This window comes from Candidatus Competibacter phosphatis, assembly GCF_012939995.1.
Lineage (GTDB): Bacteria > Pseudomonadota > Gammaproteobacteria > Competibacterales > Competibacteraceae > Competibacter > Competibacter phosphatis.
Genome location: NZ_SPMZ01000035.1, coordinates 13,896 through 27,538, shown reverse-complemented (window position 1 = coordinate 27,538; position 13,643 = coordinate 13,896). Strand labels below are relative to the sequence as shown.

The following is a 13,643-nucleotide window of genomic DNA, read 5'->3' as shown; positions in this document are numbered from 1 at the left end:
GATGTCTTATATCCTCGATGCGTTGCGCAAGGCGGAACAGGAACGCCATCTCGGTCAGCCACCGACGCTGACCGCCGTGCCACCCTTGACGGAACCGACACGGAGTCGCCGGTTTTGGTACGGCGTGACGGTTCTGGCGCTTGGGCTCAATGCCCTGTTGCTGGCTTTCTTCCTTGGTCGATCCCAGCCGGTGCCCCAGTCCGCGTCCGTCGCCGCCCCGGCGGCAGCCGTTCCAGCCGCCACGCCCGCACCACCCCGTTCCCCGCCATCCACGTCAGCGGCATCGGAGAAGGATGGAACGCCTGCCGTGTCCAGCAAGGAGGCGGTCGGCCAAACGGTCGAGTCCGAACCCGTGCGCCCGATTGTCGCTCCGGCCAGTCGGGAGAAGCACCAGAAGCCGGCTTGGCCAATCGTGCCCGGCTCCGTGACCATCGCGCCCGTACCGGAACTGATGCCGCCGGAACCGCTGCCCGCCGCCGACCGGCGCGGCATGCCCGCCCTCAATCTCGATATTCACATCTACAGCGCCGATCCCGATAAACGCTTTGTGGTCATCAATGGCCGACACTATCGGGAAGGCGAGCGGCTGAGCGAGGGGCCGGTGCTGGAAAGCGTGGTCCGTGATGGCGCGATCCTGCGTCAGGACGGTCGGCGCTTCCAGTTGTCGGTACGGCACTGATGCCGTGTTTAAACCCAACGCGGCCAAGCCCGGTATCAGGGCACTTACCCGACTTTAGGCTATTGATGGTTTCCAGGCAGGTTGTGCACGCAACTTGTCGCTTTTTTAACTTCACGACACCGGGGCGGTCGCTTGGAATGTCGAATTAAAGTTGGTGCTTGCAATGCGATTACGTTACGAAGGATGTTTATTGGGACTGGCTGCGGGCGACGCCTTGGGGACAACGGTCGAATTCAAGGTGCCTGGCAGTTTCGTGCCCTTGACGGACATGGTCGGAGGCGGGCCATTCAAGCTGGAAAAAGGTCAATGGACGGATGACACTTCGATGGCGCTTTGCCTCGCGGAAAGCCTCGTCGTTCGCCGCGCGTTCGACGCGCGCGATCAAATGGAGCGATATACCCGATGGTGGGGCGAAGGGTATCTCAGCAGCAATGGTCGCTGTTTCGATATCGGCAATACGGTTTCCCAGGCCTTGCGGCGCTATGCTCACACTGGAGACCCATTTTCCGGTCCCACCAGTCCTTACTCGGCCGGGAACGGCAGTCTCATGCGTCTGGCGCCGGTTCCCCTGTTCTTCGCGTCCAAGCCCAGAACCGCCATCCAGCTTAGCGCGGAGAGTTCGCGAACGACCCATGGCGCCACGACTTGCCTGGATGCGTGCCGATACTTCGCGGGACTGCTGATTGGTGCGCTGCAAGGGGTCGCCAAGGAAGAGCTGCTTTCACCGCGATATACGCCTGTTGCCCATCTTTGGGAGCAAGAGCCGTTATGTCCCGAGATCGATAAAGTCGCCGCCGGTTCCTTCAAGCGGAAAAGGCAGAATGAAGTCTTCGGGAGCGGCTATGTCGTGGAATCGCTTGAGGCGGCGCTGTGGGCGTTCAACCGGTCTTCGGATTTTCGGGAAGGTAGCTTGCTGGCGGTGAATCTGGGTTATGACGCCGATACCACCGCCGCCATCTTCGGGCAGTTGGCCGGCGCATATTATGGGGTCGACGACATCCCGCGGGAATGGCGTGAATGCCTGGCCCATGGCAATTTGATCCGGCGCTTGGCGAACAATCTTTTCGAAAAACGACCCTGAGTCGGCGTCGTCTTGCGGGGTTTCTCAATCCACTGCCGGCAAACTGTCCAGCGGCCAGCGCGGCAGCACCTCGATCGCCATCCCTTCACGCTGGCCCGCCGTCAATCGTCGCCAACCGGCATAGGCGATCATTGCGCCGTTGTCGGTGCAGAATTCCAGCCGGGGGTAGTAAACCTGTCCCCCGAGTTCCGCGACCAGTTCACGTAACCGCTCCCGCAACCGCCGGTTGGCGCCCACGCCGCCAGCTACCACCAGCCGTCGTAATCGGGTGGCTTGCAACGCTCGTCGGCATTTGATCGCCAGCGTGTCCACCACCGCATCCTCGAAGGCGCGCGCCACGTCGGCTCGGTTCGCCGGCGTTGGTTCCAATCCTCGCCAGGTGTTGATGGCGGCGGTCTTCAGCCCGCTGAAACTGAAATCGCAGCCGGGTCGATCGGTCATCGGCCGGGGGAAACGAAACCGTTGCGGGTCGCCCTGTTCCGCCAGCTGGGCCAGCGCCGGCCCGCCAGGATACGGCAAGCCCAGCAGTTTCGCGGTCTTGTCGAACGCCTCGCCGGCGGCATCGTCCACCGACTCGCCCAGAATGCGATACCGACCGACGCCATCCACTTCCACCAGCAGCGAATGGCCCCCGGACACCAGCAGCGCCACGAACGGAAATTCCGGTGGTTCCGGTTCCAGCATTGGTGCCAGCAGATGCCCTTCCATGTGATGCACACCGATGGCAGGAATATTCCAAGTCCAGGCCAGGCCGCGACCGATGGCCGCGCCTACCAGCAGCGCGCCGATCAGCCCCGGCCCACGGGTGTAAGCCACGCCTTCGATCGCGTTTGGAGAAGCGCCCGCTCGCTGGAGGATTTCCCGCAGCAGCGGCAACAGCTTGCGCACATGATCGCGCGAGGCCAGTTCCGGTACTACTCCGCCATATTCGGCGTGCAGCGAGACCTGGCTGTGCAGCGCGTGCGCCAGCAGACCCCGCTCGCTGTCGTAAAGCGCCACGCCGGTTTCGTCGCAGGATGTTTCAATGCCGAGAATCAACATGCCGTTTGCCACCTGATCGGTTTCTCGTGACCTGACTGAAACAGGTCAGTCAGGGTTGATCGATTCGTGCCCGGTTTTTTTCCAAGGGCCGTACTTGCGAGCAAGCCAACATCGGCGGGGTCAAGGCAGGAACAAGCGCGCGGTGGCCACCGGGTTCGACGGAAAATAAAGGTGCAGATAACTCGCCGTCAGCCGTTGCTGGCGATAGATTGCTTCGCCGGCCTGCCCATGCCGACGAGTCGAGAACGGCGTGGCCTGGGCAATGGGCGTCAATGACGTGCTTGCCTTCGAGTAGTGGAAGGTGTGGCCGCGAAAATCCCCTTCCGGCAGGGTGACGGTTTGGGTGCCGAGCGCCGACAACCGGGGTTGCATGACCACCTCGCCGGGTAAAAGGTTGCCCAGCGTGTGAACATGGCCACTTTGATCGCGCAACTGGGTAAACAGACTCATCATGCCGCCGCACTCAGCCAGTACGGGACGGCCGGCGGTGACATGGGTCGACAGCGCCGTCCACAGCTCGCGCCGCGTCGCCAGTTCAGTCGCGTACAACTCGGGATAGCCACCGGGCAGCCAGACCGCGTCGCAGGCGGGTAGGGCATCGCCAGCCAGTGGCGAGAAAAATTCGAGCCGGGCACCCAAGGCGTGCAAGGTGTCGAGATTGGCCGGGTAGAGGAAGCCGTAGGCGGCATCGTGGGCGATGGCGATGGTCCGACCGGACAGCAGCGGCGGCACGACCGGCGCCGGGGTGGCGGGGAATTCCACCAGAGGGGGCAATTCCGCCGCGCCGGTGGCGGCGAGATGATCGGCGATGCGATCCAGGCGTTGTCCGAGATCGGTAATTTCGCCGGCTTGCAACAAGCCCAAATGGCGCTCGGGCAGCGCCGCCTCGGCATCTCTGGGGATGGCGCCGTAAAAACGCAGGCCGGGCGGCAGACTAGCGCGTAGTAATTCGATGTGACCGGTACCACCGACATGATTGGCCAGCACCCCGGAAAACGGCAGATCGGGCTGAAAGGTGGCCAGGCCGTGGGCTAGTGCTCCGAAGGTCTGAGCCATGGCGCGGGCATTGATCACCGCCATCACCGGTACGCCGAATTGGCGAGCGATATCGGCGCCCGAAGGCTGGCCGTCGAAAAGCCCCATTACCCCTTCAATCAGGATCAGGTCGGCCGTTTCCGCAGCGGCCGCCAATCGCCATGCGGCATCAGCCGCGCCGCACATGCCGAGATCGAGGGTATGGCAAGGCTGACCACTGGCGAATTGGTGGATCTGTGGATCGAGAAAGTCCGGTCCGCACTTGAAGAGGCGCACGGTGCGTCCTTGCCGGGCGTGCAGGCGGGCCAGCGCGGCGGTGACGGTGGTCTTGCCTTGACCGGAGGCGGGCGCCGCCACGAACAGCGCGGGGCAGCGCGGCATCAGAATTCCAGCCCCGGCATGGCCGGTACGCCTGCCTGGAAGGCGTGCTTGACCAGGGCAATGTCGCTCACCGTGTCGGCGGCCGCGATCAGCGCGGGCGGCGCGGCCCGGCCGGTGAGCAGGACGTGTTGCATCGGTGGCCGGGCATGCAAGGCCGCGATCACCTCCGGCGCGTCCAGCCAACCGTATTTGAAGGCGTAGGTGATCTCATCGAGGATCAGCAGGTCGAGCGTGTCATCGCTCAGATAATGCACAGCTTGCTCCCAGGCCGCCCGCGCGGCGGCGGCGTCACGCGTCGGGTCCTGGGTTTCCCAGGTGAATCCCGCGCCCATGACGTGCCAATGCACGCGCGGGTGATCGCGGAAGAACAGGGCCTCGCCGGTGTCGGCGCGGCTTTTTACGAACTGCACGACGGCGGCGGTCTGGCCGTGGCCGAGCGCGCGCGCCAGCACGCCGAAGGCGGCGGTGGATTTACCCTTGCCGCAACCGGTATGCAGGACTACCACCCCGCGCGCTTGAGTGGCTGCGGCTTTCTTGTCGTCGATCACGATTTTCTTGCGCGCCATGCGTTGCGCGTGCCGGTGGTCGGCGGTGTCGAATGCATCGTTCATTTGGGCAGCGGATCCGGTCGATGGGGGGAAACGTCGGTTCCGATCAGCAGCGCCAGTATTTTGTCCATGTCGAGGGCTGCTTCGACGGCATCGGCCAGTCGGTCTAGGTCGGCTTGGCGGCGGGCCAGCGGGTCGACGCGCAAGAAAGGCGTGGCGTCCCCGGTCTTTGGCGCGGCCCAGCGCAGCAACGCAGCCAGGGCGTCTGGATGATCGAACAGACCGTGGCAATAGGTCGCAAGGATTTGGTCGTCGGGACTTTGCGCGCCATCGCCGCGCCCGTCATCGTCCAGACGCACGGCGGGTTGTTCGAGCGCCGGGCCGTGGCTCAAGCCTTGATGGATTTCGTAGCCGATAAACGCTGGTGCGTCCGGCAGGCACAGGTGCCCGCTGACTTGGCGCAACTGCTTGGTTTCGCCCAAGGTCGTGGTCAAATCGAGCATGCCGAGTCCGGCCACGCTGCCTGCTTCGCCCTCCAGGCCCAGCGGATCGTGCAGCGCCTTGCCCAACATCTGCATGCCACCGCACAGACCGATCAGTTTGCCGCCATAACGCAGATGGCGCTTCAAATAATCCTCCCAGCCGTGGGCGTGCAGCCAAGCCAGATCGGCGCGCACCGCCTTGGAGCCGGGCAATACCACCACATCGGCTGGCGGCGGCGTCTCCGAAGGAGAGATGAACCGAAAATCGACCTCGGGATGCAGGCGCAAGGGATCGAGGTCGTTGTGATTGGAGAGCCGAGGATAGGCCGGCGCTACGACCGTGAGGCGAGGTGGGCTGGACTCGAAAACGCTGCTGGCGCGCGCATCCTCGGCGTCGAGATAAAGCCCGTGCAGGTAGGGTAGTACCCCGAACACCGGTTTGCCCGTGCGGCGTTCCAGCCAGTCGATGCCGGGCATGAGGATAGCCAGATCGCCGCGAAAGCGGTTGATCACGAAACCGACGACGCGCTCGCGCTCACTGGCGGAGAGCAGTTCGAGCGTGCCGACCAGGTGGGCGAACACGCCGCCCCGGTCGATATCCGCGACCAGCAGCACCGGGCAATCGACCGCTTCCGCAAAGCCCATGTTGGCGATGTCATGATCACGCAGATTGATTTCGGCCGGACTGCCGGCGCCTTCGACCACCACGCATTGGTAGCGCGCGCACAACCGTTCCCACGAGGCCAGCACCGCCGGCATGGCCCGTGGCTTGTAGGCGTGATAAGCCTGGGCATCGAGCTGGGTGGCCACCCGGCCGTGAATGATGACCTGTGCCTGTCGGTCGGTGCTGGGCTTGAGCAGGATCGGATTGAAATCGGTATGCGGTTCCAGGCCGGCGGCCAGGGCCTGCAAAGCCTGGGCGCGGCCGATCTCGCCGCCATCCACGGTCACCGCCGCGTTGAGCGCCATGTTCTGCGGCTTGAAGGGCGCCACACGCACGCCGCGCCGATGCAGGATGCGGCACAAAGCCGCCACCAGGGTGCTCTTGCCGGAGTCGGAGGTGCAGCCCTGCACCATCAGGGAAGGGGTCTTCATGAGGATCGTGATGGGTTGCGAAGAACCCGCACTATAACAATCCGCTTGGCGTTGTGGAAACGAGACGGCCAAGTTCGGACGCCTCGTCGCGGGCACGCCGTCGGGTGGAATCGGGCGGTGGTCGGATCGATGAAGTTGACGCCCCACCGTTCTCGGCGCTAGCATGAAACCCACAAACGACATGTGGTTCTCCACGGGCGATCCGCTCAGTGGAGATGAAAAGGGAATCTGGTGCGGTGACTCTCGGGTCGCCAATTCCAGGGCTGCCCCCGCAACTGTAAACAGCGAGTCGTGCCTCTGCTGCGCCACTGGTCCCAAAGACTGGGAAGGCTGGGCGAACGACGAAGACCTGTGAGCCAGGAGACCTGCCCATGACGGTTGCCAGTTGGATTCCGGGCGGGGTGCTCCGGGATTACAGACCATCTCCAGCCAGTGCGTCCGTCGTCACAGCTTGCGGTGCCGTTTTCCCAGATGCCCTCCTGATCGCTGCTTATTCAGGAAGGTTCATCATGCATATTGCCGAAGGTTTTTTACCTCCCTGCACGCGGCCGCGTGGACGGCGATTTCCTTGCCGTTCGTCGTGGTCAGCGCCTATCGGGTCAATCGTTTGATGCGGGAACAACCGCAAGTCAAGTTGTTGTTGGCGGCGTCCGGGGCTTATGCCTTTATCCTGTCGGCGCTCAAGCTGCCGTCAGTGACCGGAAGCTGTTCCCACGCCACCGGTACCGGTTTGGGTGCGATCCTGTTCGGTCCGTCGGTCATGGCGTTGCTGGGCACCATCGTGCTGCTGTTCCAGGCGTTGCTGCTAGCCCATGGCGGCTTGACGACCTTGGGTGCCAACGCATTCTCGATGGCCATCGCCGGTCCCTGGATCGCCTACGCGGTGTTCCATGGCGCGCGCCGACTGCATGCGCCATTGGCCGTCAGCGTGTTTCTGGCGGCGGCTCTAGGCGACTTAGCGACCTATATGGTCACCGCCGGCCAACTGGCCTTGGCCTTTCCCGATCCGGTCAGCGGCTTTGCCGGCGCGGCGGCCAAGTTCGTCGGCGTGTTCGCGCTGACTCAAGTTCCCTTGGCTATTATCGAGGGTTTGCTGACGGTCATCGTCATCAACCTGCTGACTCAATACAGCCGCGACGATCTGAATCAGTTGGCTTTTGCGCCGGGAGGCGGCCGATGAAACGCACCAATCTCATCTTGTTGGCCCTGGTCCTGGTGCTGGCGATCCTGCCCTTGGTGTTGCCGCTGCCCAGCGGATTGAAAGAACCTTTCACCGGTACCGACGATCAGGGACAGGCCGCCATCACCGCCGTCAATCCCCAGTATCAGCCCTGGTTCGAACCGTTCTGGGAGCCCCCCAGCGGTGAGATCGAAAGCCTGTTGTTTGCCCTGCAAGCCGCATTGGGCAGCGGATTGTTGGGCTATTATCTCGGTCTCCGGCGCGGCCAGTCCCAGGCACGGCGGCAAGCGCGGGATCAGGTCGATGCGGGCGATTGATCATTACGCCTGGAGCAATCGTTGGCGTGATTGGCATCCAACGGAAAAACTGTTGCCCGCTGGATGCCTGCTGATTTTGACCCTGGTGTTGCCACCCTTGAGTAGCGGACCGCTGATTCTGGCCAGCATGGCTTGGGCCACGGTGTATGGCGCCGGAGTTCCAATGCGTGCCTTGCTACAGGTTTTGGCCGCGCCGGCGGCGTTTCTGGTGATGGGTGCACCCTTTCTGGCGGTTTCGATTTCCTTCGCCGACGGTTTTCATTGGCAGTGGTCCTCGGAAGGTTGGTGGTTGGCCTTGGAAACCACGGTGCGCGCCTTGGCGGCGGTCAGTTGCCTGGCGTTCCTGACCCTGACCACCCCCTTGACCGATTTGATCGCGCTGTCGCGCCGCTTGGGCGTTCCCGCCGGGCTGATCGAACTGGTTCAACTGGTGTACCGCCTGATCTTCGTCTTCGCCGAGCGCGCCATTACCGGACAGCAGGCGCAAACCGCTCGCTTGGGTTATGTCCGCTTCGATCGCGGTCTGCATTCCGTGGGTGGATTGGCGGGCAACCTGTTTCAACGCGCCTTGCATCAGGCGCAACGCATGGAAATCGGCTTGGCTGCCCGAGGGTACACCGGCGAATTGCGGGTGCTGAACACGGAACGCGCGCTGTCCTGGCCTCGTTTGATGACAGGAATCACTTGGGTTGGGTTGTTGGGTCTGAGCGGCTGGATTCTGGGACGCGGCGGGTCATGAGCGGCCCTCTGCTTAGCCTTCAGCGGTTGGAATACCGCTATCCCGATCAACTCCTTGCCTTGCGTGGTCTCGATCTGGCCATCGAACGCGGTCGTAAGCTGGCGCTGCTGGGTAGCAACGGTTCCGGCAAGACCACCTTGCTGCTGCATCTCAACGGCACCTTGCGGCCCACCAATGGCATGGTGTTGCTCGACGGTCAACCCGGGCGTTATGACCGCCAGGGGCTCAATCAGTGGCGGCGGCGGGTCGGCCTAGTACTTCAGGAACCGGACGATCAACTGTTTGCGGCCACGGTCGAACAGGATGTGTCCTTCGGCCCCTTGAATCTGGGGCTGAGCGAAGCGGAGGCGCGGTTTCGCGTCCATGAGGCCCTGGAGGCGCTGCGGATTACCTCATTGGCCAGCCGCGCCACCCATACTCTCAGTTTCGGCCAGAAAAAGCGGGTCGCCATTGCCGGAGTGCTGGCCATGCGCCCGGAATTGCTGGTGCTGGACGAACCGACCGCCGGCCTCGATAGCCATGGCGTGACCCATCTCTTAGGTGCTTTGCAAGGCTTGCATCAAGCGGGCACCACTCTGGTTTTTTTCGACGCACGATACGGAATTGGCTTATAGCTGGGCCGATCGGGTTGCGGTACTGAATGAAGGCCAAATATCGGATCAGGGCGAAACGACAGCGGTGCTGGATAATCGCACTTTGTTGGCGCGGGCACATCTGAAACCCCCTTTATTATTGGAACTGGCCCAAGCTTTGGGCGCGGGCCGCAATGGCGTACCATTGCCTCGTACCCGCGCGGCGTTGTTGACGCTGCTGCGGGAGCGTCTGCCCAACTCCGATCCTTCAATCCCGGATATTGGCGTTCCCGGATGATTTGTGAATTTTTTAGGGCGGGTTAGCGGAGCGTAACCCACCAATTCCAGTTCCGAAGTGTCACGCCTATCCGTTGCGATGCGCCATATTTGATGCCTAGCTCAACCCGGATCGGCTTAAGACTCGTTGGGATGAGGTGAAGCCCCGCTAGGGTTTAATGAACTCATTGACTCCCGCGACGTATCTCTTGATGCCTAGGGTGCCGGCCTCAGTCATCTCTTCGAGCTTTTCGCGCAAAGCGGCAATCCGGCCGCTATAGTTGGAATTTACGGTAATCAGCTTCTCCATCGGATCTGCGGATCTCAGGGCTGCCTTCACCTTGGCACGGCTGGCCCGGCCTTGGTGATGGATGTCAGCGATCAGCGCACAGATCACGTCGGATTGACCATCCAGGTTGTACCATCTGGAATAAGTATCGCCCATCTTGTGCTGAAGGATCTGGTTGGCCAATTCCACTTGGAGGTCTCGCATCTCTCCGGAGGTATTTGACCAATGTATCATACGCGCCGATTGCAGCACTTCCTGCCGATCATGCTCTCTGAGTCGCGGGTTTAGGTAATTCATGAAAAGCTGGAGTTGCCGGCGTCTATTCGGGCCGGTCGACATTACCTGTTCCAGATCGGTTAGCCCGCCATTTTCGTTCTGACGGTGCAAGCGACCATCCTTGAGGCTAAGTTCTGGAAAATAGTCGTGGAACTCTTCCATCTCCGCCAGCCGATGGAAGAACAGGATAAGATTGTCGTCCGGCGTATGAGCGGCCATCTGGTAGAACCCGAACGTGAATTTCGCGCTGTCATAAGTGTTGATCAGGTTGAAATGGTTGAGGCTTTCGCAATGCCCGGTCAGTTCCAGCAGATAGGCCCAGTGGTCGATACGATCCACATAATCTTCGCCCTTGTATCGTGGTCCATAATACTCACTAGGGCGCATAAAAAGTCCCACGTAATCGCCATTGGATGTTTCGCGTCCGATTAGAAACTTCGACTCGCCATCGCAACGCCCCATCCAGCGACCATCTGTTTTCTCCAGGGCAAATGCCTTGCCGCGGGAAACGTTTTGCGGATCTTCCCGGATGTGCAGGATCAGGTCGGATCCCGGAATCGTGCCGAAGAACAGGCTCTGAGTGCCGGAGTAGGTCCTCTCGAAAGTTTCGAGAAATGTTTCAGGTGCCCATTTGACTGCCATTTCCTTGGAGTTGGAATAATGATAGATATGCCCGTTTATAAAAAACGCCGATATGTTTCTGCGGGATATTGCCCATTGTCTTTGTATGAATATCCACATTGTTGGTGCGTGTTACGAAAACAAGCAATGGGCCATCGGTGGTGGGGCGGTCCGACCATTGTCCAACCTTCGGGCATTGTTTGAATACCTCGTGTACCCGAATGTTCGCTGGTTGTTGGGAGCCTCCTTTGTATTCGCGGCAATTGAAGGAAAAATCTAGTCCCATCATGTGGCTCACGAAATGAGCACAGTGATTCGCGTTGTGGTCATGGAATCTGTTCGGACAGATATCGTCAATCGGCTTTCCGAGTGCATTTTCAAGACGACTACGAATATCTTGTGTCATAGTTTGTCTCCAAGTGAGTAACACAGGGATAGATCACAGCTTTTTTAGTTTAAGCTCCCCAGTACAAGCAACCATATAGTTTTCCTATACGGATTGTGGAATGTTTAAATACCGGTCAATCTTATTTAAATCAAAAGTCTGTTGATTGATAAAAATCAGAAAAAACATCTCTTTATTTGTCGGAATGTTTTTATTCTTATAAAAAAATGCTTTTCACAAAAAAAATTTTTCCCCCTCTCAACTACACATCTTCAACTGGGTTTTGTTCGGGAGCGTTCGGTGCAAATAATAGACAAGTAATTTTCCAGTTCTTCTCTTCCAAGTCTTCATTTACTTGATTTAAATACGCGCGAACTTCTTCGCTACGATGGTAACTGGCTCCATCCCAAATCAGAATGAGCTTTTTATCAGGATTGAGATTTTGCAAGTGCTTGATAAAAGCAACGGTATTTTCACTATTCCCACCATCGTGAGGCATCAGGACAAAATCACGATGATAAAGATTCAGTGCGCCATAATAGGTTTGTCTTTGTTTGATGTTTTGAATCGGGACCCCCGTTTTTTTCGTTTCGCTGACCCCACACGTACCCTGTCGTGTCGCCCCACAACAAATGACACTCATCTTGAGCATAAACAATGGCTTGACCTTCTACTATTTCTGCCTGCCGAGCCTCTAGTTTTTTTTAATCTCCTCTTGTTTCAGCAACACCAGACCCTTTTTCTTTTTTTCGGGTTCATCGCCTGAGTTCGATGCCAACTCAGTCCCGCTTCTTTCAGAATATCGTAGTAAGATTGTTTCGATTGATAAACGACATCATAGCGCCGCTCGATCAAGTCCATGAGTTCTTCCACGCTATAATGAGGTTTGTCCATCAAATGAAAACAGATTTCACGTCGCTGGGCGCTGGCCTTTACCCATAAGTCGAAAAAACTCTTGTAAAATCAGCCATATGAAATATTTATCATATAATTGATTTTGCTGAGATTATCTGAGTTGTGGGTAACAACCAGCGCTGGGTGTCCGTTAAAAATTTAGGGCCGCCTTTGTAATGCAATCGCAGTCCACCGGCATCTTCATTTTCATAGATGATCTTTCATTTGCTGACAAACGCATCGGAGACTTCCAATAAGTCACAAATGTCTTTTGTTTTAAAGCCAAGCAGAACCATCTTAACAGCAATCGCTCTTTTTTATTTCGCGACCTTCCGCAGCGTCAATAATTTCTTCTAACTTTAACATTGTTAAGGCCGCCTCTGTAATAATATCTAATTATCCACAAGTAAAACAGGAAACCTATATTCATTTCTTCAGAATCTGTTCTTTACAACCAGTCTGTAAATTAAGCCTCCCAGCAAGACCCCTCCCAGTATTATTGTGAGAACTTTATGGAGTATTGGAAACGAGAGGACTTTGACCTGAACAATATCTACAGTACCGCCAAGAAATTGGATCCAAGACTCAGGAAATAATGACCCCATGCTTTCGGTAACCACTGATCCTTCAAACATAGCGAACACAACGAATACCAAAGAAAAAAAATAGAAGCGCGACCGGTGCTGGGCTTGCTCTCCTTGCAAATTTGTAAATGGAGACCTCTTTTCCGCGACCAGTAACTACCGGTTTAGTAGGAGATTCGTCGAAAGTTGCAACAATAGAAACATCCACAATTTCGTTCGGATTTAGATAAGGCAAAAAAAATACTCAAAGTATTCTCTTTTTCAGAAACCTTCTTAAGTAAAATCTTGTACGCATCACTGGAAGATGGTGTGGAAAAGAAGGCAAGAATGTTTACGCTCTTTTCGAATTTGACCTCAAAATACAGATCAGATGCAGTGCTGTTACCTTTATTCTTAAGTACTATAGAATGAGCAGTTTGCATTTTTTTATCGGTTCTTGTATACCGCTATCTGCCTTGTTGCCTGTTATTACTGATTTATCCACTGACACCTTTATGGCGTCAGGAGTTTCTTCGTGCAAATGTAGAAGCTGGATGCTGCTTGTCTTATACGCAATGTGTTTTTTTTACTTTTTTGCTGGTGAGCTGCATACCAGGCGATCAAAAAACCCAAACACCCCACCACCTAGAACCTGCAAAAGTGTTTGAATAGTTGCTTCAGACATCAGAATGATCCTATTGAATATAGCTAATGATTATATAGTTTCTGCTTATCTAAGATATTTCGCCGTAGTTGGCAAAAATTATTTAATTTAACTAAATTTTTTTTCAGCGGTATAACATTCATCACAAACCTTGCAACCTGGAAATTGCGTCATCGCGCCGTTCCCCCCCGAACTGGCTCACCACTACAAAACGTAGTTAGCACAACAGAACGAGATTTCATCAGTGACTTTCGGTGGATTCACGTCGCTTTTGCACCCTATCCCCGCAGGCAACTGCACCACTCCTAAGAGAATAGGAAACACATAGCTGGAATTGTTTTTTATTTCAACAGAGTAACTTAGTCATCAATATTTTTCGGCATGACATACCCCATATTGAAACTAATAAGTGACAAAACTTATCGCTCAGAGAGGTAAAAACTGATCCTAGAGGCCGTTTTCTCTTTCTGGAAGACCCCTCAACCACTGGTGAGAGAAAACCCATTCACAGGGGCATTTTTACGC

At 57.3% G+C, this 13,643-nt stretch carries 14 protein-coding genes, 1 pseudogene and 1 riboswitch; of the genes and pseudogenes, 7 read left to right on the top strand and 8 right to left on the bottom strand.

The window, feature by feature from the left end; translation table 11 throughout:
* Position 1: 1 nt before the first annotated feature.
* Together E4P82_RS12560 and E4P82_RS12555 are read left to right on the top strand one after the other, a co-directional pair.
* A complete protein-coding gene (locus E4P82_RS12560) occupies positions 2-679 on the top strand; it encodes a general secretion pathway protein GspB (protein WP_169249212.1) in 678 nt (225 codons plus the stop codon).
* 163 nt (positions 680-842) lie between these two features.
* Positions 843-1,760 carry an ADP-ribosylglycohydrolase family protein gene (locus tag E4P82_RS12555; RefSeq protein ID WP_169249211.1) on the top strand — a complete coding sequence of 306 codons (918 nt, stop codon included), beginning with the start codon at positions 843-845 and terminating at the stop codon, positions 1,758-1,760.
* A 24-nt stretch (positions 1,761-1,784) separates the two neighbouring features.
* Here E4P82_RS12555 and tsaD read toward each other — a convergent pair whose 3' ends face one another.
* From tsaD to E4P82_RS12535, 4 genes are all read right to left on the bottom strand, one after another.
* On the bottom strand, positions 1,785-2,801 hold the full coding sequence (gene tsaD, locus E4P82_RS12550) for a tRNA (adenosine(37)-N6)-threonylcarbamoyltransferase complex transferase subunit TsaD (protein WP_169249210.1): 1,017 nt from the start codon (positions 2,799-2,801) through the stop codon (positions 1,785-1,787).
* A 120-nt stretch (positions 2,802-2,921) separates the two neighbouring features.
* Entirely contained in the window at positions 2,922-4,217 is a 1,296-nt protein-coding gene (locus E4P82_RS12545; protein WP_169249209.1) for a cobyrinic acid a,c-diamide synthase CobB, read from the bottom strand.
* Positions 4,217-4,828: a cob(I)yrinic acid a,c-diamide adenosyltransferase gene (cobO, locus tag E4P82_RS12540; RefSeq protein WP_169249208.1), complete on the bottom strand. Its 612-nt coding sequence runs from the start codon at positions 4,826-4,828 to the stop codon at positions 4,217-4,219. The genes E4P82_RS12545 and cobO overlap by 1 nt, the downstream gene beginning before the upstream one ends.
* Positions 4,825-6,342, bottom strand: coding sequence for a cobyric acid synthase (locus E4P82_RS12535; RefSeq protein ID WP_169249207.1), 1,518 nt, complete (start codon positions 6,340-6,342; stop codon positions 4,825-4,827). Before E4P82_RS12535 ends, cobO begins: the two co-directional genes overlap by 4 nt.
* Before the next feature lie 167 nt (positions 6,343-6,509).
* A riboswitch (cobalamin riboswitch) is annotated at positions 6,510-6,728 on the top strand.
* 123 nt (positions 6,729-6,851) lie between these two features.
* Here E4P82_RS12535 and E4P82_RS12530 point away from each other — a divergent pair.
* The 5 genes and pseudogenes from E4P82_RS12530 to E4P82_RS23210 all read left to right on the top strand — a co-directional run bounded on the left by E4P82_RS12530 (position 6,852) and on the right by E4P82_RS23210 (position 9,448).
* Positions 6,852-7,522: pseudogene (locus tag E4P82_RS12530) on the top strand (energy-coupling factor ABC transporter permease).
* On the top strand, positions 7,519-7,839 hold the full coding sequence (locus E4P82_RS12525) for an energy-coupling factor ABC transporter substrate-binding protein (RefSeq protein ID WP_169249206.1): 321 nt from the start codon (positions 7,519-7,521) through the stop codon (positions 7,837-7,839). The pseudogene E4P82_RS12530 and the gene E4P82_RS12525 overlap by 4 nt, the downstream one beginning before the upstream one ends.
* Positions 7,826-8,578 (top strand): cobalt ECF transporter T component CbiQ, encoded by a 753-nt coding sequence (gene cbiQ, locus E4P82_RS12520; RefSeq protein WP_169249205.1) that lies wholly within the window; start codon positions 7,826-7,828, stop codon positions 8,576-8,578. Before E4P82_RS12525 ends, cbiQ begins: the two co-directional genes overlap by 14 nt.
* Complete coding sequence (locus tag E4P82_RS12515) at positions 8,575-9,192, top strand: energy-coupling factor ABC transporter ATP-binding protein (RefSeq protein ID WP_312914932.1); 618 nt, start codon at positions 8,575-8,577, stop codon at positions 9,190-9,192. Before cbiQ ends, E4P82_RS12515 begins: the two co-directional genes overlap by 4 nt.
* A complete protein-coding gene (locus E4P82_RS23210) occupies positions 9,182-9,448 on the top strand; it encodes a hypothetical protein (RefSeq protein WP_312914930.1) in 267 nt (88 codons plus the stop codon). Before E4P82_RS12515 ends, E4P82_RS23210 begins: the two co-directional genes overlap by 11 nt.
* A 147-nt stretch (positions 9,449-9,595) precedes the next feature.
* Here the strand turns inward: E4P82_RS23210 and E4P82_RS12510 are convergent, their stop codons facing one another.
* The 4 genes from E4P82_RS12510 to E4P82_RS12500 form a co-directional block, all read right to left on the bottom strand.
* Positions 9,596-10,633, bottom strand: coding sequence for a hypothetical protein (locus E4P82_RS12510; RefSeq protein ID WP_246327562.1), 1,038 nt, complete (start codon positions 10,631-10,633; stop codon positions 9,596-9,598).
* A complete protein-coding gene (locus E4P82_RS22175; RefSeq protein WP_246327561.1) occupies positions 10,611-11,018 on the bottom strand; it encodes a hypothetical protein in 408 nt (135 codons plus the stop codon). Before E4P82_RS22175 ends, E4P82_RS12510 begins: the two co-directional genes overlap by 23 nt.
* A 241-nt stretch (positions 11,019-11,259) precedes the next feature.
* The gene (locus E4P82_RS12505; protein WP_169249204.1) at positions 11,260-11,649 is read right to left on the bottom strand and encodes a transposase; all 390 of its coding nucleotides are present in this window, start codon (positions 11,647-11,649) and stop codon (positions 11,260-11,262) included.
* 68 nt (positions 11,650-11,717) lie between these two features.
* Positions 11,718-11,858 (bottom strand): winged helix-turn-helix domain-containing protein, encoded by a 141-nt coding sequence (locus E4P82_RS12500; RefSeq protein WP_169249203.1) that lies wholly within the window; start codon positions 11,856-11,858, stop codon positions 11,718-11,720.
* Positions 11,859-13,643 lie beyond the last annotated feature (1,785 nt).

Bases quoted from the DNA above. Each gene is read 5' to 3' on its own strand.
- E4P82_RS12525 (WP_169249206.1), top strand. From the start codon at position 7,519: ATGAAACGCACCAATCTCATCTTGTTGGCCCTGGTCCTGGTGCTGGCG.
- E4P82_RS22175 (WP_246327561.1), bottom strand. From the start codon at position 11,018: ATGACACAAGATATTCGTAGTCGTCTTGAAAATGCACTCGGAAAGCCG.
- E4P82_RS12555 (WP_169249211.1), top strand. From the start codon at position 843: ATGCGATTACGTTACGAAGGATGTTTATTGGGACTGGCTGCGGGCGAC.
- E4P82_RS12535 (WP_169249207.1), bottom strand. From the start codon at position 6,342: ATGAAGACCCCTTCCCTGATGGTGCAGGGCTGCACCTCCGACTCCGGC.
- E4P82_RS12515 (WP_312914932.1), top strand. From the start codon at position 8,575: ATGAGCGGCCCTCTGCTTAGCCTTCAGCGGTTGGAATACCGCTATCCC.
- E4P82_RS12510 (WP_246327562.1), bottom strand. From the start codon at position 10,633: ATGGCAGTCAAATGGGCACCTGAAACATTTCTCGAAACTTTCGAGAGG.
- E4P82_RS12560 (WP_169249212.1), top strand. From the start codon at position 2: ATGTCTTATATCCTCGATGCGTTGCGCAAGGCGGAACAGGAACGCCAT.
- E4P82_RS12500 (WP_169249203.1), bottom strand. From the start codon at position 11,858: ATGGACTTGATCGAGCGGCGCTATGATGTCGTTTATCAATCGAAACAA.
- cobO (WP_169249208.1), bottom strand. From the start codon at position 4,828: ATGAACGATGCATTCGACACCGCCGACCACCGGCACGCGCAACGCATG.
- E4P82_RS12505 (WP_169249204.1), bottom strand. From the start codon at position 11,649: ATGCTCAAGATGAGTGTCATTTGTTGTGGGGCGACACGACAGGGTACG.
- cbiQ (WP_169249205.1), top strand. From the start codon at position 7,826: ATGCGGGCGATTGATCATTACGCCTGGAGCAATCGTTGGCGTGATTGG.
- tsaD (WP_169249210.1), bottom strand. From the start codon at position 2,801: ATGTTGATTCTCGGCATTGAAACATCCTGCGACGAAACCGGCGTGGCG.
- E4P82_RS12545 (WP_169249209.1), bottom strand. From the start codon at position 4,217: ATGCCGCGCTGCCCCGCGCTGTTCGTGGCGGCGCCCGCCTCCGGTCAA.